Raw genomic sequence first — 24,136 nt, forward strand, 5'->3', positions numbered from 1 at the left:
GCACCCACGTCAGGATCAACGTCATGGCAGGTTCCGCAACCGCGCCTACCGCAGGAAGCTCGGCCGCCGAAGCACGCCTGGACGACCTGCGCCGCCTGCGCAAACGCCTGCTGGTCGGCGGTGGCGCCCTGATCACCGTGCTGGTGCTGCTGGCGGCCGTCGTCAGTTCCATCGCCGACGTGGAGGAGTTCCATGGCCGCGAACGCCAGTCGTTCATGGAAGCCCGTGCCGCGCTGGACTACTTCCTGTTCCAGCGCGATCGCGCGTACGCAACAGTGGTCAACGGCAACGACGTGCTCTGGCGCGACCAGCGGGCGGTCCTGCAGCACGCCGGTGGACCGTTGGCCGAGCGCTTCCAGGCGCAGGACCAGAAGCTCCTGGTGCGCGCCGAAGGCCGCACGGCGGTGCCGTGGCTGGTGCTCGGCCTACGCGACAATCCGCTGCCGGCGGATGAGCTCAGCGCCTATCTGGGCATGATCGAGATCTACTCGGCCTACACCGCCGATTCGATCACCTCGCAGGAGGCTCCCGGCGCGGTGATGGTCTACGCCTACGAGCCACAGGGGCGGTTGCTGGCCGTGTCCAACGTGCGTGATGAGGCGCAGCTGCTGCAGACGCTTGGGGTGGCGACACGGCAGCAGGCCTTCGCACGGCTGCTGCGCGACGAGCCCGACGTGCGGCGGTTGGCAGCGCGCCCCGGTCCGATCCGCTCGGCATCGCGTGAAGGACGCCTGCGCTCGCATTTCGCCGTGAATCCGTTCAATGGCCAGGCATCCCTGGTGGGAACCGTGACCATGGCCGAAGGCACCACCCCGTATTTCAGGCGGGTCGTGTTCGAGTCCATTGATACCATCCGTGCACGCCTGGAAGCGCGCGAGGAAGGCCGCTACCTGGTAGCCACCGGCGACCATCGCGTGGTGCTGAGCAGCGGCGGGCTCACCGCTGACGAGCAGGCGCTGGCACTGGCTGCCGTCGCCAGCGGGCTGGGCACCAAGCCTGTGCGCCACTACGGGAACGGCCGTTTCATCCTGGCCTGCGCGCTGCCCGGCGTGGACTGGACGCTCAGCCACGTCTACGACTGGTCCGACATCTGGCAGGCACAGGGCAACTACCTGCTGGTACGCTGGAGCAGCGCGCTGTTGATCATCGTCCTGCTGTGGTGGCTGCTGCGCCGCATCGACCGGCGGGTGTTTGCACCGGCGCTGGCCGATGCGTCGCGTGTCTACGAAAGCGAGGCCCTCAGCCGCGCCATCATCGGTACTGCACCGATCGGGCTGGCGCTGCTTGCCCGCGACAATGGCCGCCCACTGCTTGAGAACGAAACCGCGCGGCAACTGGTGCGGGCCGTTGAGGAGGAGGATGCCGAGGAAGGTGAAGTGCCGCCGTTGTACGCGCGCCTGGCCGAAGCCGGGCGGGGCGTGCAGGGTGACGAATCATTGGACCTGCATTGGTCGGCCGAAGAAGGCAATGCCACCCAGCTGCAGATCAGCCTGGCGCTGGCCAGGTACCACGACCAAGCGGTGTGGGTGTGTGCGCTGCGCGACGTCACCGCACAGGTGGAACTGGAAGAGAACCTGCGCCGCGCGCGCGAGGACTCCGAAGCCGCGCGCGAGTCCGCCGAAGCCGCCACCCGGGCCAAGTCGGCCTTCGTGGCCACCATGAGCCACGAGATCCGCACGCCGCTCAACGGCGTGCTGGGCCATCTGGAGCTGCTCGGCCGATCGCCGCTGCAGCCGAGCCAGCGCGAGCGACTGGACCGCATCCGGTTCTCCGCAGACGCGCTGATGCGGATCATCAGCGACGTGCTGGACTTCTCCAAGATCGAGGCCGGGCAGCTGGATGTCGAGCTGGCCCCGTTCCCGCTGCGGCCACTGATCGAGAGTGTGGCCCTGCTGTACGCACCCGACGCCCTGCGCAAGGGCGTGCGCCTGTACTTCGCGGTGGAAGCACCGGCCGGCCAGGACTGCATCGGCGATGTGCACCGGCTACGCCAGATCCTCAACAACCTGGTCAGCAACGCGGTGAAGTTCACCGCCTCCGGTCGCATCCTGCTGCGTGCGGAACTGCTGGTCGACGGCAGCGCATCGCAGCTCCGGGTGCAGGTGGTGGATTCCGGCATCGGCATGACCGCCGAACAGGCCGAGCAGTTGTTCCAGCCTTTCCAGCAGGCCGATGCCAGCGTCTCGCGCCGCTACGGCGGAAGTGGCCTGGGCCTGGCCCTGTGCCAGCAGTTGGCGCACGCCATGGGCGGCCAGGTGTCGGTGCAGAGCACGGTGGGCGTGGGCAGCAGTTTCACCCTGTGGCTGCCGGTGCGCACGCAGGCCGCGACCGCAGCGTGGCGGCAGCCGCTGCGTGGGCGTCGGATCACCGTGCTGTCGTCGTCACCGGAATGGCGCGGCGAGTTCGAGCGCCTGTTGGTGCAGTGGGGTGCGGCTGTCACCGTGCTGGATCATCCGCAGGCCGATACCGGTGGCGATGTGCTGCTGGTCATTGGTGATCACCGCCCGTGGGACCGCGAGGAGGAACGGCAGCTGGCTGCCGCCCATCGCCATGCCGTGCTGGCCTACGCACAGGGGCCGTTGAATCCCGAACTGCGCGGCGGCTATACCGAAGTCACGTGCTATGCCAGCGATGCGCTGTTGGCGGCGATCGGGGCCGACGAAGGCGCCGCGCCTGCGCCACAGCCGATCAAGGTTCCAGCGGCGAACGCGCGCGGCCGGGTGCTGCTGGTGGAAGACAATGCAGTGAACCGCGAACTGATCCAGCAGCAGCTGGAGGAGCTGGGCTTTGCCGTGGACGCCGCCGAAGACGGCCAAGCGGCCCTGGCGATGTGGCAGGACGACACCTACCTGGCGGTGCTGACCGACATCAACATGCCGGTGATGGACGGCTACGCGCTGGCGCGCGAACTGCGCAGCCGTGGCCACTCGCTTCCGATCCTGGCCATCACCGCCACCGCGCTGGCCAGTGAGCGTGAGCGCTGCCTGGCGGCCGGCATCGACGACCTGCTGCTGAAACCCTTGAACCTGGACCGCCTGGAAGCCGGACTGACCCGGGTGCGTGTGGATGCAACGCCCGCCATGGACGCGGCTACGCCCACAGCGACCGTGTCGCCCGCGATCCGCCGCATCTTCGTCGAAACCGGTGACAAGGACCTGCGTGCGATTGCACAGGCCCGTGCAGATGGCGATGCGCAGCGCCTGCTGGAACGCGTGCATGCCTTCAAGGGCGCACTGCAGATGCTGGGCGAGAAGACGCTGGCCGAGCAGTGCGGCGTCATCGAACGTGCGTTGCGTGACGGCGAGACGGTCGATGCCCAGGCACTGGATGCCCTGCAGCACGCGTTGCAGGTGCGCCTGGACCAGTACAGGCAGACGCTGGAGGGGGCCCCGTGATCCCCGCAGCGCGCCGAACGGACTCAGCTGCCGAGCAGGTTCAGGCCCAGGTCAACGGCAAACTTGTGCAGCTCGGCGTCATTGGTGGCGTTGAGCTTGCGCATGGCATTCATTTTCTGCGTGCTGACGGTCTGCTTCCTGCGGTCCAGCCGGGCAGCGATCTCGGCAACGGTCAGCCCATTGACGAACAGGGCGACGACTTCCTTTTCGCGCGGCGACAGCTCGGTCACGCGCCGCGCCTCCTTGCGCTGCAGCAGCTCGGCCACGCTGGGCGAAAAGTAGCGGCGGTGGGCATACACGGCCATCACCGCAGCCTGCACGTGATGCAGGTCGTCGCCCTTGCTGAGGATGCCGGACACGCCCAGGGCGTCCAGCCGGTTGAGCAGGCTGGGCTGGTCCAGGCCGGTCATCACCACAATGCGCAGCTGTGCGAAATGCTGCTGCAGGTACGCCAGCAGCTCCAGGCCATCGCCATACGCACCACCAGGCATCGCGTAGTCGGTCACCACCACATCGCAGTCCGCCTGTTCCAGCAGCGCCACCAGCGCCGTCGAGTCTTCCACCGCACCGATGCAGTGGATGGCGGGCGCCTGGTCCAGCGCGCTCTGCACGCCCAGTCGTATGACCGGATGATCGTCGGCGAGCGCAACACGGATGGCGAGCTGGATCATGAGGGGAACTGTCCGGTCGTAAACGGGATGGCTGGCAGCGCAGCAGGAAACACGAACCGCTTCAAGGAGAACGCACCATGAGTATCCGTATCGTTATTGCCGATGACCATCCTGTCATCCTTGCTGGCGTGCGCGAAGCATTGGACAAGGTAGCCGACATCAAGGTCGTAGCGAGCGTAGAGGATTCTACGGCATTGATCGAGGCGATGGGCCGCTTTCCGGTGGATGTGGCGGTCACCGATTTCTCGATGCCCGGAGGGCAGTATGGTGACGGTGTCGCCCTCGTAGGCTTCCTGCGCCGCCGCTTCGCCGCCGTCCCGCTGGTGGTGCTGACCGCCGTCGGCGGCCGGCAGGTTCTGAGCAGCATCCGCAGGGCAGGGGTGAACTGCATCGTGGCCAAGACCGACCCCATCGACGAATTGGCCGAGGCGATCCGCTGCGCCAAGCAGGGCGTGCGCTACCTCTCGCGCGACGTGCGCCACCAGTTGGGCGATGATGATGATGCGCCACCGGCGGTGCTGACCAAGCGCGAGGCCGAAGTGGTGCGGTTGATTGCCGAAGGCAAGTCGCAGAAGGAAATCGCCGCACAGCTGCAGCGCAGCCGCCAGACCATCAGCACGCAGAAGCACTCGGCCATGCGCAAGCTGAAGCTCGATCGCACGGCTGAAATCTTTGAGTACGCCGTGAGCGAAGGCATGGTCTCTGCATCGCAGGGCGCACGCCTGGCCCGCGGAACCGGCAGCAAAGAAGATGACTGACGCCCTGCAAATCAGACGTCGTCCGATGGAACTGGCCGCTGCACTGGATAGGGTGATGGGAACCCCTCACTCTCATTCCGGAGCCGCCGTGTCGCGTCTGCTCGATGTTCGCATCGCCGCATTGATGTCCAGCTTCTCCCGCTTGTCGCCCCAAGGGCAGAAGCGATTCCTGGACCTTCTGAATGTGTACCTGTATGCCTCGCCCGCACAGCGCAGGCAGCTGCGCAGCACGTGGCCGGACGTGGTGATCGAGCCGTGCGGGTGCCACGAGGATGTGCCACAGTCACCGGCAAGCAGCAGGGTTGGCTGAGACAATTCGAAGTTGATCGAAGGCAATCTCGTACTCGTCAGAAGGATCCTCCGGTCTGCCTTCTCCATTGTTGAGCGGCCAGCGCCTGCATGCGCCGTGAGGGTTGCGGGCAATCCCTTGACTGGAGAACTCCTGATGAATCCCTTTTCTCTTGTGGCGGCGGTGCTGTTCGCACTGGCCGGCGCCGCAACGTCAGCCAAGACCGTCGATGCCTGCCTGTCGCCAAACATCCATGGCGGCAGCGGCGCCACGCCGTCGGCCAACGGCACCCCGTATTCCGGCCTGCAGAATGGCATCGGATCGTGCAGCTGACGCTGCCCGCAACAACCCTCGCTTCCACGTCCCGGAAGCTGCGTGAAAGACCTGTGAAAATCGTACTCGTCAGACAGATGCGCGTCCGTACAGGCGGCATCGTTGTGGGCGCCATCCCGCCGCACCCGTGTGCGAAGGGGGGGTATCCCTCAACTGGAACCACGAGACACCATGATTTCACGCAAGCTCCTGTGTGCCGCCACCCTCCTGTGCCTGGCCCCGTTTGCCGCCAGTGCCGCCGAAGCCCATCTGACCCCTAAGTCCAATGGTGGTAGCGGTGCCATGCCGTCGGGCTACAGCACGTTGTTCTTCGAAATTTCAGACAGTGATTTCGTGGCTGATCTGAAGCTGCCGGCCAATCCGCGCAATCTCGACCAGGTCGTGTTGACTTCGGTGGCAGGCCGTCGCGATGCCATGTTGGACGCCGCAGGCACCAGCGTGGCCGATATGGTCTACATTCCGGCGACGCGCCTGAGCAGCTTCGTGTTCACAAAGAGTGATGTCCTGGGGCGTTGGTACGCAGCTGGCCACGGCACGGATGAAACGCGCATCGTGCTGAGAGACGGCCCGCACGCCCAAGCGCCGGCGACTGATAAGACCCTCATCGACCTACATGTCACCAGGAACGTCTCCAGTATCGGCCTGCCGCCGCAGGCTCCGGCGCGTGCCGTGCTGGGTCTGGTGAATTACACCCAGAACGACGTGACGATCAAGGGGCCGGAAGTGGCTGGCGGGGAGCAGACTTGTGCTGTCGCGCAGACCTGTGGCTTCGTCTTTGATGGTGCCGATGGCAGGTGGCACGCACGTCGCGGCCGCGCACACTTTCAGCCGACCACGGCGCAGCTGCCGAGAATGCAGCAGCGCTGGACCGACATCGTGCTTGCCGGGCCGGCCGAAGATGTGATCACTCCACGCAACATGACGCTGCCGGTCGAAGCGGTGGATGGTGATGTCATCCAGTTCACCGATCTGTCGAACTCGAACTTCTACAGCGTCAATGGCGCTGTTTTCAACAGCAGGACCTACCGCTATTTCGCCAGCGAAGGCCGCTGGCGGCCCGGCGTTTTCTAAGCAGCGCAATCGGCGCAGGGTCGTTCGGCCCTGCGTCGTGTTCTCTTCATTTGCTCCTGAAGAACTCCCCATGAATACCTCTCTGCTGGCGCTGTGCGCCATTGCGGCCTGTGCGCTGCCATCGGCGGCCTGCGCCGAGGCCGCGGCAGGCTATTACGCGTCCGTGCGCATCATTGACGCCCACCACCAGGCCCGCAACATGGATGCCAGCGCGCGGCCGGGCATCGGCCAGTTCGTGGCCGGTGACCAGAAACAGCGATTCGCCACCGGCTCGGCTGCACTGGGACATGCCTACGGTAACGGCTGGCGCACTGAAGGCGAGTATGTGGTTCGGCGCACCGACACCTACACCAGCGGCTCCTCCATCTTTGCCACCAGCCACAACCATCACGATGTGCGCTCACAGCGGTTGATGCTCAACGTCTACCGCGATGTCGCCATCAACGAGGCGTGGTCGGTGTATGGCAGTGCCGGCGCGGGACTGTCGCACCTGCAGTCCGGTGGCTGGCAGGGCAATGAAGGCCGCCGGTATGCCAAGGCCACCCGGACCGGCCTGGCCTGGTCGCTCGGTGTGGGCATCTCGGTGGCAGCCGGCAGCAATGCCACCGTCGATCTGGGCTATCGCTATGCGGACCTGGGGAGTACTGAAAGCGGCTGGAATACCTTCAGCAACGCCCGCGGCCTGCAGGACGAAAGGATGAAGCTGGACCTGGTGTCGCGGGAGGCGACGCTGGGATTGCGGTACGCGTTCTGAATCAACCGCCGGGCAGGGAGCCTGGCGATCGAAAATTAGTCGTTGTCCTATGCCTGCAGATGCGGGCCATCCCTAGCATTTCCTCTCGAAGGGAATGCCCTTCGGTCAAGCCCAGACATAGCGCGGCTTGAACGCAGTACACCTATCAAACATTGGATATTCAACCTCATGAACAAGCTTGCAATCGCTCTTTCGGCCGCGCTCTCGTTGGGCGCTGCTGCCTCGGCTCACGCCGCTGACGCCACCATCACCTTCACCGGCAAGGTCGTCGCATCGACCTGTTCGGTCGATATCGGGGGCGGCGGCAGCACGGCTACCGTGCCGCTTCGTCAGATCAACGCGGGCGCTTTCAAGACTGACGACACCGTGGGTAGCACCCCGTTCACCATCACGCTCACGGCAGCAGGCAGCGGCACTGCAACCTGCAGCAAGGACAACGCGCGCCTGTACATCGATACGGCCACAAGCAACCTGACCGCAGACGGCATGATCGAGAACATGGAAACCGGCAGTCCGACCAGCGCGGTGGTCAAGTTGCTGGATGCGGACAATGGCGACCGCGTGATCGATCTGAGCGACAGCAATGACGTCAGTCTGGTGCGTACCAAGGCGTCCAGCAAGTTCGAATACAACCTGATCGCCCGCTATCACAACCCGACCGCAGCCGACCTGACCGAAGGTGACTTCAGCGGAAAGCTGGCCTTCGACGTCGACAACTACTGATCCGTGCTGCCGGGGGCGTTTGGGCCCCCGGCATGCCCCGAGTCTGGAGGGCCTTTTCCATGCGCTTCAACAATCGAATGCTGATGCATTGCGCGTTGACTACAACTGCGCTTCTGGTCGCACCGTTGGCTGGAGCAAAGGTTGTTGTTGAATCCAGCCGGGTGATCTATCCAGCCGGAGCGAAGGAAGTAAGTGTGCGGGCGCGTAATGCAGGGACCGGCCCGGTGCTGGTACAAGCGTGGACCAGTGCGTATGGCGCCCGAACCTCGCCCTCGGACAGCCATGCACCGTTCGCAATGCTGCCGCCGGTGGTCCGGATCGACGAAGGGAAGGGCCAGGTGTTCCGCTTGCGCCATGTCGGCGCGGAACTGCCGCAGGACCGCGAGAGTGCCTTCACGCTCACCCTTGCCGAGATTCCGGCTACCACCGCGGGCGAATCGAAGCCTGGGGGCGTGCTCAACATTGTCATCCGCAACCGGCTCAAGCTGTTCTACCGGCCCCAGTCGATCAGCAAGCTCAATGCTGCGAGCGCCATCGACAGTCTCCGCTGGTCTGTCGTGCCTCAAGGCCAGGGCTGGGCGCTGCAGGCAGACAACAACAGCCCCTTCAACGTGAGCACGGTCAAGGCATCGGTAACCGTGAATGGCCGCAAGACCGATGCCAACGATGTTGACATGCTTCGCCCCTATTCCAAGCAAGTGTTTCCGTTGCCGGGTGCCGCGTCAACTCCAACCGGTACGGTCACCTTCAAGTACATCAATGACCACGGTGGCGTTGTCGAACGCACGATGCCGCTGACCACGAACTGATCCGTCGTACCCCCGCTGACGTGCTCCACCTGGGCTCCGCCTGGGCTGGCAGCGCCTTGCCCGAACACTGGACCATGACCATGACTCGACATGCCATGCACAACTCGCTCTGCCGTCGCCCATTGGCGGCCGCAGTGGTGGCCGCGCTGCTGCCGATGTCCGCATGGGCCGCGCCGAAGGTGGAGTTCAATCCCGATCTGCTGTTCGGCATGGGCGGTGAGCATGTAGACCTCAGTCGGTTCGAGCGTGGCGATCTTCTGCCGGGCACCTACAACGCAGATATCAGCATCAACGGCCAGGTCGTTGACCGACGGGATATCGTCGCCCGTGTTGCCCAGGACGATGAGGTGCGCATCTGCTTCGATGCAGCGCTCTTTGAACTGATGGGCCTGGACGAGAAGCGGCTGGAGGCCGAGCGTGCCTCTGTCGACGATGTCGCAGGCACCCTGCAGCCGCTGCCGGCGGAGTCCAGTTGCGAACGCCTGGACGCCTTCATTCCGGGTGCAACGAGTGAGTTCGATGTTGGCGAACAGACGCTGCTGATCAGCATTCCGCAGATCTATCTGAGCCGCACCCCGCGTGGCTGGATAGACCCGGCCAGGTGGGACCAGGGCATCACTGCCGCCACGCTGGGCTACGGCCTTAGCCACGATCGCTATCGCAACGGTGGCACGGAGAGCCAGAGCACCAGCATGACCGTGGATGCCGGCCTGAACCTGGGGCAATGGCGGCTGCGCCATAGTGGCTATCTGCACCACAGCAATGACGATGGCGTGCGCTATGCGGCCGGGCGAAGCTACCTGCAGCGCAATGTGCCGTCGTTGAATGCGCAGTTGACGGTAGGTGAGTCCTCCACCAGCGGTGACATGCTGCAGGGCGTGAACTACCGTGGTGCGAACATCACCACCGATCCGCGCATGTTGCCGGATGGTGCCAGCAATTTCGCGCCCGTGGTGCGCGGCGTCGCGCAGACCAATGCACGGGTAACCATCCGCCAGCGCGGCTTCGTGATTCACGAGACCAGCGTCGCGCCGGGTCCCTTTGAGATTGACGACCTGCAGATCTATGGTTCCAGTGGCGACATCGAGGTGGAGGTTACCGAGGCCGATGGCCGCATCGAGCGCTTCGTGGTGCCGTTCACCGCCATGCCGCAGCTGCTGCGCCCTGGCCAGCAGCGCTACAGCATCACCGCCGGTGAATTGCGTGACGACCAGTTCGTGCAGAAGCCGCGCTTCATTGAGGCGACGCTGCGCCGGGGCGTGAGCAACCGGTTCACCGGCTATGCGGGTACCACGGCAGCGTCGGGCTATACCGGGCTGGTGCTGGGCGGTGCCTGGTCGACGCCCATCGGTGCGTTCTCCGGCGATGTCACCTTCAGCGACGCGCGGATTCCGGGCATCGACGGCGGCGTCGAGCGTCGCCGTGGCCAATCCTACCGCGTTGCATACAACAAGGCGCTGTTCGACGACAACACCAACATCACGATGGCGGCCTACCGCTATTCGACCAGCGACTTCCTGACCTTGGCCGACGCCATGCGCCTGCGTGGCAATGTAGGCCAGGAGGCTGGCTATGACATCGTGGGGCGCCAACGCAGCCGCCTGGACCTGACCGTCAACCAGCGCCTGCAGGACGGCAAAGGCCAGCTGACCTTCACCGGCAGCACCAGTGACTACTGGGACCAGAACCGACGCCAGACCAGCTTCTCGCTGGGCTATGGCAGCCGCATCGGGCGCGCCAGCTATACGATCAGCGCCCGCCGTACGCTGGAATCGTCGCTGTTCTCCAGCGACGCGGCGAAGGCCACCAACAGCGTGTACCTCAGCGTCAACGTACCGCTGGGCGTACCGGCCAGCGCGCCGCGCCTGGATGTGAATTCAAGCCGCGACAGCAGCGGGCGCAGCGGCTATGGCGTGGGCGTGATCGGATCCCTTGGTGACACCGGCCTGGGCAGCTACAGCGCCTCACTCAATCGCGACGGCGACCGTTCCAGCTACGGCGTAAGTGCCAACTATCAGCTGCCGGTGGCACACGTCACCGGTTCCTTCAACCGCTCAACGCAGAGCAGCAGGCTCTCGCTGGGCGCCAGCGGCGGCCTGGTGGTGCACGGTGGCGGCATCACGCTGGCCCAGCGCCTGGGTGAGACCGTTGGCCTGGTGCATGTGCCGGGTGCGGCGGGCGCCAAGATCGACAGCGCCACCGGCGTGAAGACCGACTCGCGTGGCTATGCCGTGGTACCGCACCTGAGCCCGTTCCGCCGCAACGAGTTGGGCGTGGACCCCAGTGACCTGTCACTGGACGTCGAGCTGAGTGCCGGTTCCGTGTCTGCCATCCCCAACGCGGGTGCGGTGGTGAAGATGGTGCTGCCGACCGCCGTGGGCCGCAACGCACTGATCGAAGCGCGGCTGCCGGACGGCACTGCGTTGCCCTTCGGCACCGATGTGCTCAATTCACAGGGCGACGTGGTGGGCGTGGTGGGGCAGGGCAGCCGGCTCTGGGTGCGCGGCCTGGATGAGCAGGGCGAGCTCTTTGTTGCACACGGGGCAGGTGAAGGTGCGCAGTGCCGCATTCCTTATGACCTGCGCGACAGCCAGGGCGCCGATCTTCTGGTTGCGGCTTGTGTGCTGCCATCGGGGGATCAGGCTCAGCTTGCGGCTGAATGAATTACTTTCGGCGTAGAGGACACGTAACATGAGATTTCACGTACGGAAATGGACCAAGCGGGGACTGCTTCCCATGATGGCGGTGGTCGCCATGAGTATCGCTGCTCCAGCCATGGCGCGTTGCGACTTCGGGAAGCCTGGTCGCGCTACCCTCACCGGCGTTCGGCTCACAGTCAACGGGACTCAGGTCGGCAGGCCGGTTTCGTCGTGGTACAACCTGTCGTCCGTCAATGACGTCGGTGGCTGCACCGACTATGGGTGGCTCGAAGTGACTGGCCGTGCCACCACCCTGGGGAACTACACCGAGGGCCGGACTACCTATTCGATCTATGAGACGGGTGTCCCAGGACTTGGCTTCGTCATGGCATTCCGGGACGAGGCACGGGAAGACGGCATTGACTATCAGCCGGTGGTTGCAGGCTTTACCAACTCAAACGTCCGCATCCGGCATTGGCCGACGCTCGATCTGAGAATCCGCTTCATCAAGGTCGGCGATATTCCTGAGGGCAACCTGGTTGTTCCGGACGTCGCTGCGGCGGACTTCGTTCTGCGCGACACCACCAGCGTGTCTACCGGGGATAGGCTTCTGCTGGCCGCAACTTCGATAGAAGGCGTCTACCGGAAACTCTGCTATCCCAGGAACACATCGGTGAACATGGGCCGTGCGCTGCAGACGGAGTTCTCGACGCGCTACAGCCACAGTGCACCGCGTACCTTCGATATCGTGCTGGACTGTGAGGAGAAGGTCGGTGATGTCCTGTTCTACCTCGAAGAGAACGCGGCCAGCCCGCTGCTTGATCGTGATCGGGGATTGGTTGAAGTCAGTGGTGGGGCAAAGGGCATCGCGCTGCAGATGACGGACGTGGGCGGAACGCCGATTCCGTTCGACACGCTCAGGCCGTTCGGCCACAGCGGCGATGCGGCCGGTGAGCTGCGACGCACGTTCGAGGCGCGCTATGTGCAGACGGTCGGTAATGCCGCTGATATCGTGCCGGGCAATGCGAACGCCTCCATTTCCATCGTGATGGCCTACCCATGAGCCGTCGACTGGCAGCCTGCGGCATGACGGTGGCACGGGTGCTGGTGGCCTGCCTGCTGCTGAGCAGCATGGGTGAGGCCGCAGCGCAGGTTGCTCTGCCCAGCACCCGCGTCGTCATCCGGGCCGAACAGGGCGCGGTAACCGTACCGCTGCACAACATGGGCGAGGTGCCAGTGCTGGTACAGGCGTGGATTGCCGAAGGTGACCCGAATCAGCCGCCGGAGCAGTCAGCTGCACCATTTGCGATGGCGCCACCGTTGATGCGGATTGACCCCGGCAAGGACAAGCCGCTGCGCATCAGGGTGCTGGAAACGCGCGCGCCCACCGATGCGCGCGAGCACCTGTACTGGTTGAACGTGCACACCATTTCATCACGTTCGGACCTCGCGCAAGGCGATCGGCTCGAATTGCCGGTGCGCAGCATCTACAAGCTGCTGTACCGGCCTGAAGGCCTTCCGGCGCCAAGCGTGAAGCGGGCAGAGGCGGTCGCGGTGCAGTTGCGGCGCGAGGGCGCGGCGCGATCCCTGGTCGTGACCAATCCGACGCCGTACTACCTGAACCTGGGCGACGTAACGTTGGTGCACGCGTCGGGCGATACCCGCTTGGGCAACCCCCATGTGGCACCGTTCGGCAACGTCGCGATTCCGATACCCGGCGATGCCCCGGACGGACAGCTGAGTGCGCGCTTGAACTGGATCGATGATGACGGCCGCCTGCTGCCGATCGTTCGCGACCTGGGCCACGCGGGGTAGGGGGGAGCTGCAGGCGGGCGGCAACCGGGACTGTCAACGCGCCGGGCCGCGCCGGACTTGCGCAGGCGACGTGCAGGAGGGTATACCCTTCGGCATCACGGTTTGAGGCGGCACGTTCCTGGCTATGGACCCACCCGCTGGCGAGGTTCTGAACGAGGCTCCTGCGCGGCGGCCAGTCGTGCGTCTAGGGCTTTTGCTGGTCCCCTGTGTGCTCGCGCCTGGCATCGCCATGGCGGCCTCCTGCAGCGGCGGTGGCGGCCACACGGACTTCCAACCACCCGCACTGGTGGAGTTCACCGCGCGCGACGTTCCCGTAGGCGCGGGCCTTACACCGTGGCTGCCCGTCAATAGCGGCGCATCCAGCGGCGAGTTCCGCTGTGATTCGAACGTCTCCATCGACTACCGGATGGAGACGCACGGCGGGTTCATCCGTGAGCGCTATCACGAAAGCGGCGCAGAGTATGTGGTGTATGAGACCGGGGTTGCGGGGGTCGGCATGGCCTTCCTGGCGGAATTCGATCGCAGTACCCGCGGACGCCCATCAGCACTGGGCTACGACGAGGTGGTGCTGCATGCCGGCGACAGCGGCACCGGGCCGGTGGGGGCGCGGCTGAAGGTGAAGTACATCCGTACCGGCAACATCGCCTACGGCAGCGCTACCAGCACGCGGGAAATGGTGATCGAGTCACGCCTGTATGAAGGCGGCGCCGGTCCACTGCGGCATCAGCTGTGGGTAGGTGCAACGACCCTGAAGGTGCAGGACCGCCCCAGCTGCCGCATGCGCACGCAGGAGGTCAACATGGGTTTCGTGCCGGTGGCGGCGTTCACCGGCGTGGGGTCCATCGCCGGCGAGCGCAGCTATCAACTGGTGCTCGACTGCGAAGCCGGTGTCGGGCGGGTTGACTATCAGGTGGTTCCCACCACGGCGGTGCTGGATGCCGCGCAGGGCATCGCCGAGGCCAGCGGTGGCGTGGTCGGCGTGGGCTATCAGTTCCTCAACGGCGATGGTTCGCCGATGCGCTTCTATGGGTCCGATGAGTTTGGCCGGGGCTCGGCCAACGCCGAGATCCTGCGCAAGACATTTGGTGTGCGCTATCGGCAGACACTTCCGGCCATCACGCCCGGCCCCGCCAACGCGGGGCTGACCTTCAGTCTGACCTTCCCCTGAGGCCTCATGCCCTATCACGTGCAAGCAAAGACTGGATTGCGCGCGGCCTGCTGGAGCAGCGCCTTGTGGCTGCTGTTCCTCGCGCCTGGCGCGCAGGCCGACGTGACCGTGGAAGGCACGCGGTTGATCTATGCAGCAGGCCAGCGTGAGGCGGCGCTGCGATTGAAGAATGACGGCGAACGCGCGTCGCTGGTGCAGGCATGGGTGGCCGACGGAAACCTTCAGCAGACCCCGGAAGCCTCCGCAGCGCCGTTCGTGCTTGATCGCCCGATGTTGCGGCTGGACCCCGGTGCATCCCACGCACTGCGGATAAGAGGCATCGCACCGCGGCTGCCGACGGGCGACCACGAGCACCTGTACTGGCTGAACGTGGTGGATGTACCCGCACGCGAGGCCAAGGACGGTGACAACGTAGTGCAGGTGGCCATCCGCCTCCGCATGAAGCTGTTGTACCGCCCGCAGGGGCTCGGGGCGCCGGTGAATCCTGACGGCCAGGTGAGCATGGCAGCAGGCGCGGGCGGGCTGGCGCTGCGCAATGCGGCACGGCACTACTTCAACCTGGCGGGTATGACATTGGTCTCCGCGTCCGGCGAGCGGGCGGTGGACGCGTTCTACCTGGCCCCGGGTGAGAGCCGGACATTGGCGCTGCCCGAGGGGTTTGCCGGCCCGCTGACGGCGGTGCGCTATGAGTGGGTGGACGATGATGGCGTGCTGCATGCGGTGACGCGGACGCTCTGACGCGGACGCTCTGACGGCACTGAGGGCGTGGACATGTCGGCATCGGCTTGCCCGTGGCGCTGCTGCGGGTTCGAGGCGCTGGCAGTTGGGGATGTGCCGGGCCCAGTTGGGAAGCGTGGCAGCGGCACGCGCGAGCCCTGAAACACGGGCGTCTGTGGGTGTGCGACAATGCCGCCCGCTGCATGAATGTCTCCGTCTGTGCACCGCAGCGCTTGCTGATGGCAAGCCGGTTGTGCGCATGATGGGTTGCCACCGGAAAAGGGTGGCCGGGTGTGGAAACCCGTTTGGTCGATTGATGTTTGATGTCTGCGCTTGCCAGTCGGCGTCGCCTCGTGTGGCGCCGGCTGGCAATCCGCTCGCGTTCCATGGCGGGCGGTACGTGGGGTGTACGCAAGTGCGCCCACCGGCCGATTAATCGACCACCGGTTTCCACACACGTACCGTCCCGCCGCCTTTGTTAAGGGCGGTGGCACCGTAGCTTGTACGGAGACCTGCCATGAACCCATCGGACATTCCCCCTCTGCGCAGCCGGTACGCCCCGGCCAACGCCGATGAGGGCGAGGAAGCGAGCGCGAAGCCCGACCCCAACAACCTCATCGCGCTGCTGCACCAGATCGGCCTGGGCGTGGCCGCTGACGGCCAGCCCTGGCCCGAGCGGCATCAGCTGCCCGGCCGTTGCCTGGCGCTGGCCGACAGCGACGGCGCCTTGGCCGGCCTGCGCATCGTCAACGAGATCCTGCTGGCCGCCGAGCGCGCCCGCCAGAATGGCGGCCCGGAACACTACGTGGGCGACCGCGTGATGGAAGGGTTGAAGCTGGCCGCGCTGGCGCTGACCAACCACGCCATTTTCCGGCTGCACCCCGAATAGATCCGCACCATGCGTGGATGCTGTTCATGTAGGGCCGGGCCCACGCTGGGCTCACCGGACAAAACGCAGCCGAGCATGGCGTGGCGCTACAGCAGAGCCACGCCATGCGTGGGCGCTACCGCTGGTGCCTCATCGGCCGCCACGTGGCAACCGCGCTGGCACCCCACGCCACCCACGCGCCCAGGCCTATGTAGACCAGCGCCTGCAGGCCGGCCGCAAGCACGAACGGTTCGGCGCGCTGTGCCATCGGCGGGCACACGCCACCCAGCACCAGCAGGCCGGCCAGCAGCCATGCTGCCGAGCCCATCGACGAACGCTCCCGGCCGACACGCGGCACCACTGCACAGGCGGCAGCCACGCAGAACGGCAACAGCAGCGGCGTGGCCTGCCCGGCTACGCCCACGGCCAGGCTGGCAACGGCGATGACACCCCAGCAGATCCGCTCGCGCACCGCCGGCTGTTCGTGGCGGGCCAGCGATGTCCCCAACGCGTGGATACCAGCCGCGACCGCACTGCCCAGCAACAACCCCGCAGCGACGTCGCTCCAATAGTGAACCCCCAACCAGACCCGGGCCATCCCGGCGATTACCCCGGCCATCAGCGCGATGCCCAGCACTGCCGCAGTCTTGAACTTGCCCGTGATGTTCTGGCGTGCCAACAACCACAGCGCGGCCAGCACGAAGAAGCAGGTAGCGCTGGTGGTGTGCCCGCTGGGCAGGGAAGGGCCGGCGGCACCGGCCAGGCTGAGCGTGGCGTCGAAGCTGAAGGGGCGCGGCACGGGAACGAAGACCTTGATGCTCTGCACGGCCAACGTGACGGCCATCAACGCCATCAGCATCAGGCGCGTTGCCTGCGCGCCGAACGCCACCCACAGCACTGGCATCGCCAGCAGATAGAACCAGAATTCGCCCAGGGCGTTGCCCACCACCGCCAGCCCGCGCACCGGCCACTGCTGGGTGCGCTGCACGCGATCCAGCTCCGCCTGTCGGAAGGCAGAGGCGGGCCCGAAGCGCGCGACGGGGCGTACTTCACTCTCGGCTACTGCGTGCAGGCGCCGATAGGCGTGCTCCAGCTGTTGCGGGAAGCGCGTACTCAGCTGGCGGGCTTCGTCGCGGGTGACCCAGCGCGCCTGGATGAGCTCGCGCCCGAGATGCGGGGCGTCCAGGACATCTATGGCAGCCCCCTGCACCTGTATGGGCTCGGTCGCGCGGCAGGCGAACACATGGACACCGGCGTCGTCTTCCAGCAGGTCGGTGGTGGCGACCTGCAGGCCGGTCTCCTCCCACGTTTCGCGCAGGGCTGTCTGCGGCGGGAGCTCACCGTGTAGCGCGGTACCACCAGGCAGCTGCCAGCGCGAGGTGACGTCCTGCACCAGCAGCATGCGCTCACCCGAGCGCATGACGCAGACCGAGGCGGCGCTGGCCAGCTGGGGTGCCAACAGCAGTGTTGCGAGCAGCACATTCCGCAATGAGGCGGCGAACGAAGGGAGGGCTGGAAGGGGCATGGCACCATCGCGTGGGGAGGGTCACGTCGATGGTGGCGTCCCGCCGGGAGGGACACTATCGGATTCGTACGAATCCGATAGTGCGTTTTTGTGGATCCACGCCATGCACGGATGCATGCCGCAGTGCGAACGAGGGTGGGCGCAGATCGCGTGACGGAATGGAAGAGAGCCGAGCATGGGCTCGGCTCTACAGGAGTTCCATGCCCGCTCAAAAATCCATGGTTGCCGACAACAAAGCCGTTCTCGGTGCCCCCAGCGCCAGGCTGGAAAGCAACGGCATGCCCCAATACGCCTTGTTGGTCACGTTGTTGACGGTGGCGCGCAGCGCCAGCGGCCTGCCGGCCAGTGTGGTGCTGTAGCGCGCGCCGACATCGAACAACGTCCGCCCAGGCACCGACAGGCGGTTGTCGGCACTGATGTACTGCTTCGACATCGCCGTGGCATTGCCGGTGAGGGTCAGGCCTTCCAGCGCGGGCACATCCCATTCCACACCGAGTTTGGCCTGCCGCTGCGCAATTGCCGTGGCCATGCGGCCTTCATTCACGCCGCCAGCCGTCCGGGTCAGCTTCGGCTGTACATAGGCCATGCCACCGAGCAGGCGCACGCCGTCCATCGGTGCACCGAAGAAGCCCCATTCCACACCCCGGTTACGTTGCTCGCCGCCAAACGAGAAGATATTCGTGACCGGGTCGGTGTAGCTGCTCGGTCGCTTGATTTCATACACGCTGAAGGTGTGCGCGAAGGTGCCCAAGTCCAGCTTCACGCCCAGCTCCTTCTGCTTGGTGCGGAACGGTGCGAACACATCGCCGGCATTGGCGGCGGTCATCGGCGCGGTGGCGCCCTGGCTAAGGCCTTCGATGTAGTTGGTGTAGAGGGAGATCGTGTCGGTGGCCTTCAGCAGCAGCGCCGCAGCCGGGGTGGTGGCGCTCTCGTCGTAGCGTGAGGTGCGTGCGCCGCTGGCCACGTTGAAGGTTTCGCTGACCACCTGCTGACGGCGTATACCCAGCGTCAACTGCACGCGATCATCGGCGAAGGCCAGCGTGTCGGCGACGCCGAGGCTGTCCAGCCGCAGTTCGGTATGCGAGATGTGCGGTGCCACGAACGGCGCGGCCGGGCCCCATACCGGGTTGTACAGATTGGTGGTCCAGTCCCAGCCGGGTACGCTGCGCCGGCCGTAGTCGTTCTGGGTGTGCTGGTAGTGGGTCACGTTGGCGGCCCACTGGTGGCCGACAGCGCCGGTGCGGAAACTGCCACGCAGACCAGCATCTGCGGATTGCTTCTTGATATTGAAGGCGAGCTGGCCGATCACCGTGGTGAAGTCGCCAGCTGGATTGAGGATCTGCGCGCTGATCGAACCGTTGTAGCGGTAGTCGGTCTTGCTGGTGCCGTAGGCCAGATAGGCCATCAGGCTATCGTTGATGTCCAGCTCGCCGCGCAGCATCGCGCCTTTGTCCTGGCTGTCCATGTAGGCCCAGTCCGGGTTGATCAGCGTATCGCCGCGCGGCGGGCGCGGAATGGCCGCACCCGGTGCCAGGCCGACGCCACGCGAGGGGCCGTCAACACGGTCATCGGCGCTGTACAGATCGGCCGACAGCCGCGCACGTTCGCCGCGCCAGTCCAGTGCCAGCGAACCGAGCTGTACCTTCTTGCGCTGCTTGCCGACGGCGCCGTCACCATCACGGTAGGCACCGTTGAAGCGGATGCCGAACTGATTGTCGGCACCGAGGCGGCGACCCGTATCCACATGGGTACCGAACTGAGCATCGGAGGCGAAATTGGCACTGACCCGCAGCAGCGGTTGCTCGCTTGCGCGCTTGGGGACCAGGTTGACGCTGCCACCGACCGAACCACCCGGCGGCATGCCGTTGAGCAGCGCGGAGGGGCCCTTCAGCACTTCGATGCGCTCGAACATTTCCGGCGAGGTGCGGTAGTAGGGCGCCATGCCGCTGAGGCCATTGAAGGTGGTGTCGCTGGTGTTGGAGGCAAAGCCTCGGATCGCGTAGTTCTCGCTCCACGCACCGGTGACGCCGTTGCTGAACACCGTGGGGTCGGTGGCGGCGATGACGTCGGTCAGGTCCTTGGCCTGGCGGTCGCGGATGAAGGACTCGGTATAGCTGACCGTACTGAACGGCGTGTCCATGAAATCCTTGTCGCCGAGCAGGCCGATACGGCCGCCGGCGGCCACCTGACCGCCGGCATAGTCGCCGGTCACGCGGCGCTGTTCCTGCACCTGCACCGAGGGCAGGGTGGACGGCGCGGTTTCGGCCAGCGCGGCGCACGATGCCATCAGGCCAAGCGCGAGCGCCGATGCGCGGTAGCGCCGCGCCAGGCCGTGTGGGAGTGGCTGGCTGCAGAACGCGGCGGCAGCTCGGATTTGTGGAGAGGAGAAGGGGTACACGGTCATGCCAGGGTCCTGTGAATCGCGAGGGCGAGCGCGCCTCGCGCGCGGCCATCGGCACGCACGGGAAGAGGGGCGCAGCGCAGGGTTGTTGGCTGGGTGGGGACCTGGCGGAAAGTGAGCCACGGGGCTCGATCCGGGCGGCGCCATGAGTGCGAACCAGACGCATTCCGAATTAGTTGAGTAAATTAAACTAAATAGACCGAAGCGGACAAGAGGGTCCCTTTGCTGGCACCCTCGGCAGGGTATGAACACGCACCGTATGAGCCCGCACCCCGATCCAACGGCGCCGACCCGTGGCCGCCCGCCCACCATCACCCCGGAGCGCCTGGCTGACATCGGCATCCGTCTGGGCCTGCCCAACCTGACCATGGCCAACGTGGCCGCCGAACTGGCGGTGACCCAGGCGGCGCTGTACAAGCGCGTGGCCAACCTGGAGGCGTTGAAGCGGCTGGTGGCCGAAGCCGTGTTCCAGCGCTGGCAGATCCCCCGCGCCTCGGCCGATGCGGCGGGTGGCCTGCAGGGCTACCTGACGGTGTTCGTGGAGTCACTGTGCGAGGTGGTGAAGGCGCATCCCGGGCTGCCCCCGTACCTGCTGCGGCGCACGGTGGCGACCGCGCCGATGCTGGAAAAGATCGCCTCGCACCAGGCGCACGTGGCCGAGGTGTTCGGCCTGCCGGTGGACAAGGCGCGCTGGCTGCTGGCCACGATCGCGTTCTACTGCATCGCCGGCGCCGACACCATCTACGCGATTGCGGATGACGAGGAGGGGCAGGTGATCACCGAGTTCAAGCAGGGCATGCGGGCGCTGGTGATCGGGTCGTTGCAGTTGTTGGATGCGGACGACGGGGACGGATTGCCGTGACCCCATCCACGCATGGCGTGGCTCTACAATGCGGCCATGCCTGCCACGCCCACTCTCAATGACCTTCGCCGCTACGCGGTGGCGCGCACCCTGTTCAAGCCGACCACGCTGCTGACCGCGATACGACGGTTGGGCTTCGTGCAGGCCGACCCGATCAGGGCACCGGCGCGCGCGCAGGACCTGACCCTGCGGCACCGGGTGAAGGACTATCGCGCAGGCGATCTTGAGCGCCGGTATACCCGCCTGCCGGTGGAAGAGGATTGCCTGGTGAACTACGGCTTCCTGCCGCGCGAGCATCTGGCACTGATGCACCCGCGCGTGTCCAAGCGCGAATGGGACGCCGAGACCCAACGCCGCGCCGCCGACGTGCTGGCCTTCGTGCGCGAGCGCGGCAGCGTGCACCCGCGTGAGGTGGACCAGGCGTTCGCGCATGGGCGGGTCACCAATTACTGGGGCGGCACCAGCAACGCAAGCACGCATCTGCTTGACGGCATGCACTACCGTGGCCTCCTGCGGGTGCAGCGGCGCGATAGTGGCACCCGCATCTATGCAGTGGCCGAGCACGCCGAGCCGGACGCCAGCGAGCAGGCGCAGGTTGAACGGGCCGCCGCCCTGATCGACCTGGTGGTGCGCAAGTACGCGCCGCTGCCCTCGGCCAGCCTGACCTATCTGGTGCGCCTGCTGGGCTATGGTGCGCCGCATCTGGCCGAGCAGACCCGCAAGGCATTGGCACTGGCAAAGCAGCAGCTGGCCAGCTGCACGCTGGAGGGCACTACCTGGTACTGGCCGGCGGACGAGAATCCGCGTTCGCGCCGCCATGCGCCGGACGAACAGGTGCGCCTGCTGGCGCCGTTCGACCCGGTGGTGTGGGACCGCCGCCGTTTCGAGCTGTTGTGGAATTGGGTCTACAAGTTCGAAGCGTACACGCCTGCGCCGAAACGCCAGTACGGCTACTACGCGCTGCCGGTGTTGTGGCACGACCAGGTGGTGGGCTGGGCCAATCTCAGCGCACGCGAGGGTGAGTTGGTGTCGAACGTGGGTTATGCCGGCAAGTCGCTGGCCCGCGACAAGGTGTTTGGTGGTGCGCTGGACGACGAGCTGCAGCGCATGGCGGAGTTCCTGTAGCGTCAAGCGGCGCATGGGTACCTATCTGGTGCTGGCCGCGTTGATGTGTTGGTCTGTGATCGGACTGGGCTTCGGCTGCTTCCCGGCACACAGTGCTGCACAGCTGGAACCTATCCAGGCATTGACGGCGGAATAGGGCCGCCCGCTATGCACCTGTAGAGCCGAGCCCGCGCTCGGCTGCACTCCGTTCAGGTCGCGCCGTACCGAGCGCTGCGCGCAGCAAGCCGAGCATGGGCTCGGCTCTACAGCTACTCAGCGCACCTTGCCTTTGATCGGCACGCTTCCCGGCAGCTGGGAATAGCCGCTGTCACCCCAGTGGCGGGTGATGCGCTGGAAGAACAAGGAGTTGGGCACGCGCAGCAGACAGCCGCGCGCGCCTTCGCCACGATCACTCAGCGTGGTGTAGATCAGGTTGATGTCCACCACCTGACCGCACAAGCCCGGCTTGTCCACGCTTTCCAGCACTTCGATGGTGTCATTGATGCGGAACGGGCGCGTAGCCACGATCAGGAACGAACAGAACAGGTTGGACAACACGCTCCACGCTGCAAAGAACGCCACCGCACCGACCGCCATGAACCCGGTCAGCGCGGTCCACAGCACCGAGCGCGAAACGCCCAGCCGCTCCAGTATCAGCAGCGCGGCCGCCAGATACAGCAGCAATGCACCGCCGCGGCGCAGGCCCACATGAAGCTCTGGCGCCAGCCTGCCGCGCTGCCGGGCCTGCACCAGCAGCCACGCCAGCGCGCGCACCATCACCCACGCGACGCCGAGGATGGCCAGCACCTCGGCCACCGGCACAACCACGGTCAGCCAATCCTGGATCCAGGCGGGCAATCCGGCCATGAGGGGTCACAGTGTTGCCGCGCCGCCGGAGATGGTCAGCAGTGCGCCGGAGGTATAGCTGGCGCTGTCCGAAGCCAGCATCACATAGGCTGAGGCCAGCTCGGCCGGCTGTCCGGGGCGGCCGAACGGCGTCTGCGCGCCGAACTGTTCGACCTCTTCGGCGGCCATGCCAGCGGGAATGAACGGCGTCCAGATCGGGCCGGGTAGCACGGCATTGACGCGGATCTGATGTTCGGCCAGCAGGCCGGCCAGCCCCAGCGTCAGGTTGGCGACGGCACCCTTGGTTGCAGAATAGGGAAGGATGTTCGGCGTCGGCCGCTTGGAGTTGACCGACGCCGTGTTGATGATCGCGCCGCCACCGCGAAGATGTGGCACGCACAGCCGGGTCAGATTGAACACGGCATGCACGTTGGTATCGAACGTCCGCTTCCAGTCATCCAGGGTGATGTCGTCGAAATGCTCGTAGTAGCGTTGGTAGGCCGCGTTGTTGACCAGGATGTCGAGGCCGTCAAGCTCGCTGGCCACGCGGTCGACCAGCGAGCGCGCCTGCGCCGGGTCGCTGATGTCACAGGGCACCAGCACGGCCTTGCGCCCGGCCTGTTCGATCTGCTGCTGCACATGGCGGGCGTCGTCCTGCTCTCCATCGAGGAATGCGATGGCAACGTCGGCGCGTTCGCGCGCGAACGCGATCGCCACCGCCGCGCCGATGCCGCTGTCACCGCCAGTGATCAGTGCCTTCTTGCCCTGCAGCAGTCCATGCCCGCGGTAGCTGTCCTCGCCGTGGTCCGGCCGGGGCTGCATCTGCGCGGTCTTGCCGGGGAAGGATTGCTGTTGGGCGGGGAAGGGCGGGCGTGGGTAGTCGGGCAGGGCCATCGTCACTCTCCGGAAGGAAACCGGGGCCAGTCTCCCTCCATGGCGGTAAACGGCCGGACGGCGCGGTGTCGTTGCGGCGTGGATGTGTGCGCGCAGGACTTCACAGCGGATGGGCGATGGTGGTCATGATGCTGTTGGCCGGTTGACGCGAATCCAGCCGCGTGTGCTGCACGATGATCGGCTGGTCGGATTCAACGAGGGTGGCAAAGCCGGTGCCGCGCGGCACGGCGCCGGATCCTGCAGGTCGTTGAAGCGCAGGTGACAAGTGCGTCGCGCCGGCACGGTGACCCGGTAGGGGCCCACCGGATCACGGTCTTCGAAGTAGAGGGTCAGCGTGACATGCGCGTCCTCGTTGCCGGCATTGAGGACGCAGCAGGTTTCGTGACTCTGCATTTCCGGTGCTGGGCCGTTGCTCCAGGCTGGAATGTAGCCCTCGGCGATAGCCCAGCGTCGATGCCCGATGCAGGAAGCGTTCGTTTCCATGACGCCGTTTT

At 65.8% G+C, this 24,136-nt stretch carries 21 protein-coding genes and 1 pseudogene; 16 read left to right on the plus strand and 6 right to left on the minus strand.

Annotation, left to right across the window (positions count from 1 at the left end):
* Positions 1–23 precede the first annotated feature (23 nt).
* Positions 24–3,395: an ATP-binding protein gene (locus R5H29_RS19515; protein WP_332329668.1), complete on the plus strand. Its 3,372-nt coding sequence runs from the start codon at positions 24–26 to the stop codon at positions 3,393–3,395.
* 23 nt (positions 3,396–3,418) lie between these two features.
* Here R5H29_RS19515 and R5H29_RS19520 read toward each other — a convergent pair whose 3' ends face one another.
* Positions 3,419–4,066 carry a response regulator transcription factor gene (locus tag R5H29_RS19520; protein ID WP_005416690.1) on the minus strand — a complete coding sequence of 216 codons (648 nt, stop codon included), beginning with the start codon at positions 4,064–4,066 and terminating at the stop codon, positions 3,419–3,421.
* Positions 4,067–4,143: 77 nt separating this feature from the next.
* Here R5H29_RS19520 and R5H29_RS19525 point away from each other — a divergent pair, with 77 nt between their 5' ends.
* The 13 genes from R5H29_RS19525 to R5H29_RS19585 all read left to right on the plus strand — a co-directional run bounded on the left by R5H29_RS19525 (position 4,144) and on the right by R5H29_RS19585 (position 16,031).
* On the plus strand, positions 4,144–4,824 hold the full coding sequence (locus R5H29_RS19525) for a response regulator transcription factor (protein WP_332329669.1): 681 nt from the start codon (positions 4,144–4,146) through the stop codon (positions 4,822–4,824).
* The gene (locus tag R5H29_RS19530; RefSeq protein ID WP_332329670.1) at positions 4,817–5,134 is read left to right on the plus strand and encodes a hypothetical protein; all 318 of its coding nucleotides are present in this window, start codon (positions 4,817–4,819) and stop codon (positions 5,132–5,134) included. Before R5H29_RS19525 ends, R5H29_RS19530 begins: the two co-directional genes overlap by 8 nt.
* 135 nt (positions 5,135–5,269) lie before the next feature.
* Positions 5,270–5,446 (plus strand): hypothetical protein, encoded by a 177-nt coding sequence (locus R5H29_RS19535; protein ID WP_332329671.1) that lies wholly within the window; start codon positions 5,270–5,272, stop codon positions 5,444–5,446.
* A gap of 171 nt (positions 5,447–5,617) precedes the next feature.
* Complete coding sequence (locus R5H29_RS19540; protein WP_332329672.1) at positions 5,618–6,517, plus strand: hypothetical protein; 900 nt, start codon at positions 5,618–5,620, stop codon at positions 6,515–6,517.
* Positions 6,518–6,587: 70 nt separating this feature from the next.
* Complete coding sequence (locus tag R5H29_RS19545) at positions 6,588–7,271, plus strand: outer membrane beta-barrel protein (protein ID WP_332329673.1); 684 nt, start codon at positions 6,588–6,590, stop codon at positions 7,269–7,271.
* A gap of 168 nt (positions 7,272–7,439) precedes the next feature.
* A complete protein-coding gene (locus R5H29_RS19550) occupies positions 7,440–7,994 on the plus strand; it encodes a fimbrial protein (protein WP_332329674.1) in 555 nt (184 codons plus the stop codon).
* A 59-nt stretch (positions 7,995–8,053) separates the two neighbouring features.
* Complete coding sequence (locus tag R5H29_RS19555; protein WP_332329675.1) at positions 8,054–8,803, plus strand: fimbria/pilus periplasmic chaperone; 750 nt, start codon at positions 8,054–8,056, stop codon at positions 8,801–8,803.
* A gap of 80 nt (positions 8,804–8,883) precedes the next feature.
* On the plus strand, positions 8,884–11,466 hold the full coding sequence (locus R5H29_RS19560; protein WP_332329676.1) for a fimbria/pilus outer membrane usher protein: 2,583 nt from the start codon (positions 8,884–8,886) through the stop codon (positions 11,464–11,466).
* A gap of 91 nt (positions 11,467–11,557) precedes the next feature.
* Entirely contained in the window at positions 11,558–12,505 is a 948-nt protein-coding gene (locus tag R5H29_RS19565; RefSeq protein WP_332329677.1) for a fimbrial protein, read from the plus strand.
* Between the two features lie 29 nt (positions 12,506–12,534).
* A complete protein-coding gene (locus R5H29_RS19570; RefSeq protein ID WP_332329678.1) occupies positions 12,535–13,257 on the plus strand; it encodes a molecular chaperone in 723 nt (240 codons plus the stop codon).
* A 124-nt stretch (positions 13,258–13,381) separates the two neighbouring features.
* Positions 13,382–14,425, plus strand: a complete 1,044-nt coding sequence (locus R5H29_RS19575; RefSeq protein WP_332329679.1) for a fimbrial protein — start codon at positions 13,382–13,384, stop codon at positions 14,423–14,425.
* A 63-nt stretch (positions 14,426–14,488) separates the two neighbouring features.
* Positions 14,489–15,163, plus strand: a complete 675-nt coding sequence (locus tag R5H29_RS19580; protein WP_332329680.1) for a molecular chaperone — start codon at positions 14,489–14,491, stop codon at positions 15,161–15,163.
* Positions 15,164–15,659: 496 nt separating this feature from the next.
* The gene (locus R5H29_RS19585) at positions 15,660–16,031 is read left to right on the plus strand and encodes a hypothetical protein (RefSeq protein WP_332329681.1); all 372 of its coding nucleotides are present in this window, start codon (positions 15,660–15,662) and stop codon (positions 16,029–16,031) included.
* Between the two features lie 115 nt (positions 16,032–16,146).
* On the opposite strand, the gene R5H29_RS19590 is transcribed toward R5H29_RS19585, so the two are convergent.
* Together R5H29_RS19590 and R5H29_RS19595 are read right to left on the minus strand one after the other, a co-directional pair.
* The gene (locus tag R5H29_RS19590) at positions 16,147–17,535 is read right to left on the minus strand and encodes a phosphatase PAP2 family protein (protein WP_332329682.1); all 1,389 of its coding nucleotides are present in this window, start codon (positions 17,533–17,535) and stop codon (positions 16,147–16,149) included.
* Positions 17,536–17,743: 208 nt separating this feature from the next.
* Complete coding sequence (locus R5H29_RS19595; protein ID WP_332329683.1) at positions 17,744–19,939, minus strand: TonB-dependent siderophore receptor; 2,196 nt, start codon at positions 19,937–19,939, stop codon at positions 17,744–17,746.
* 256 nt (positions 19,940–20,195) lie between these two features.
* Here R5H29_RS19595 and R5H29_RS19600 point away from each other — a divergent pair, with 256 nt between their 5' ends.
* Together R5H29_RS19600 and R5H29_RS19605 are read left to right on the plus strand one after the other, a co-directional pair.
* Entirely contained in the window at positions 20,196–20,798 is a 603-nt protein-coding gene (locus R5H29_RS19600) for a TetR/AcrR family transcriptional regulator (protein ID WP_180876815.1), read from the plus strand.
* A gap of 12 nt (positions 20,799–20,810) precedes the next feature.
* Entirely contained in the window at positions 20,811–21,923 is a 1,113-nt protein-coding gene (locus R5H29_RS19605) for a DNA glycosylase AlkZ-like family protein (RefSeq protein ID WP_332329684.1), read from the plus strand.
* A 252-nt stretch (positions 21,924–22,175) separates the two neighbouring features.
* On the opposite strand, the gene R5H29_RS19610 is transcribed toward R5H29_RS19605, so the two are convergent.
* The 3 genes and pseudogenes from R5H29_RS19610 to R5H29_RS23000 all read right to left on the minus strand — a co-directional run bounded on the left by R5H29_RS19610 (position 22,176) and on the right by R5H29_RS23000 (position 24,125).
* The gene (locus R5H29_RS19610; RefSeq protein ID WP_155029604.1) at positions 22,176–22,769 is read right to left on the minus strand and encodes a mechanosensitive ion channel domain-containing protein; all 594 of its coding nucleotides are present in this window, start codon (positions 22,767–22,769) and stop codon (positions 22,176–22,178) included.
* Positions 22,770–22,775: 6 nt separating this feature from the next.
* Complete coding sequence (locus tag R5H29_RS19615; RefSeq protein ID WP_332329685.1) at positions 22,776–23,642, minus strand: SDR family oxidoreductase; 867 nt, start codon at positions 23,640–23,642, stop codon at positions 22,776–22,778.
* Between the two features lie 100 nt (positions 23,643–23,742).
* A pseudogene (locus tag R5H29_RS23000) lies at positions 23,743–24,125 on the minus strand (sensory rhodopsin transducer).
* Positions 24,126–24,136 lie beyond the last annotated feature (11 nt).

Source organism: Stenotrophomonas sp. A3_2, from assembly GCF_036624925.1.
Classification (GTDB): Bacteria; Pseudomonadota; Gammaproteobacteria; order Xanthomonadales; family Xanthomonadaceae; genus Stenotrophomonas; species Stenotrophomonas hibiscicola.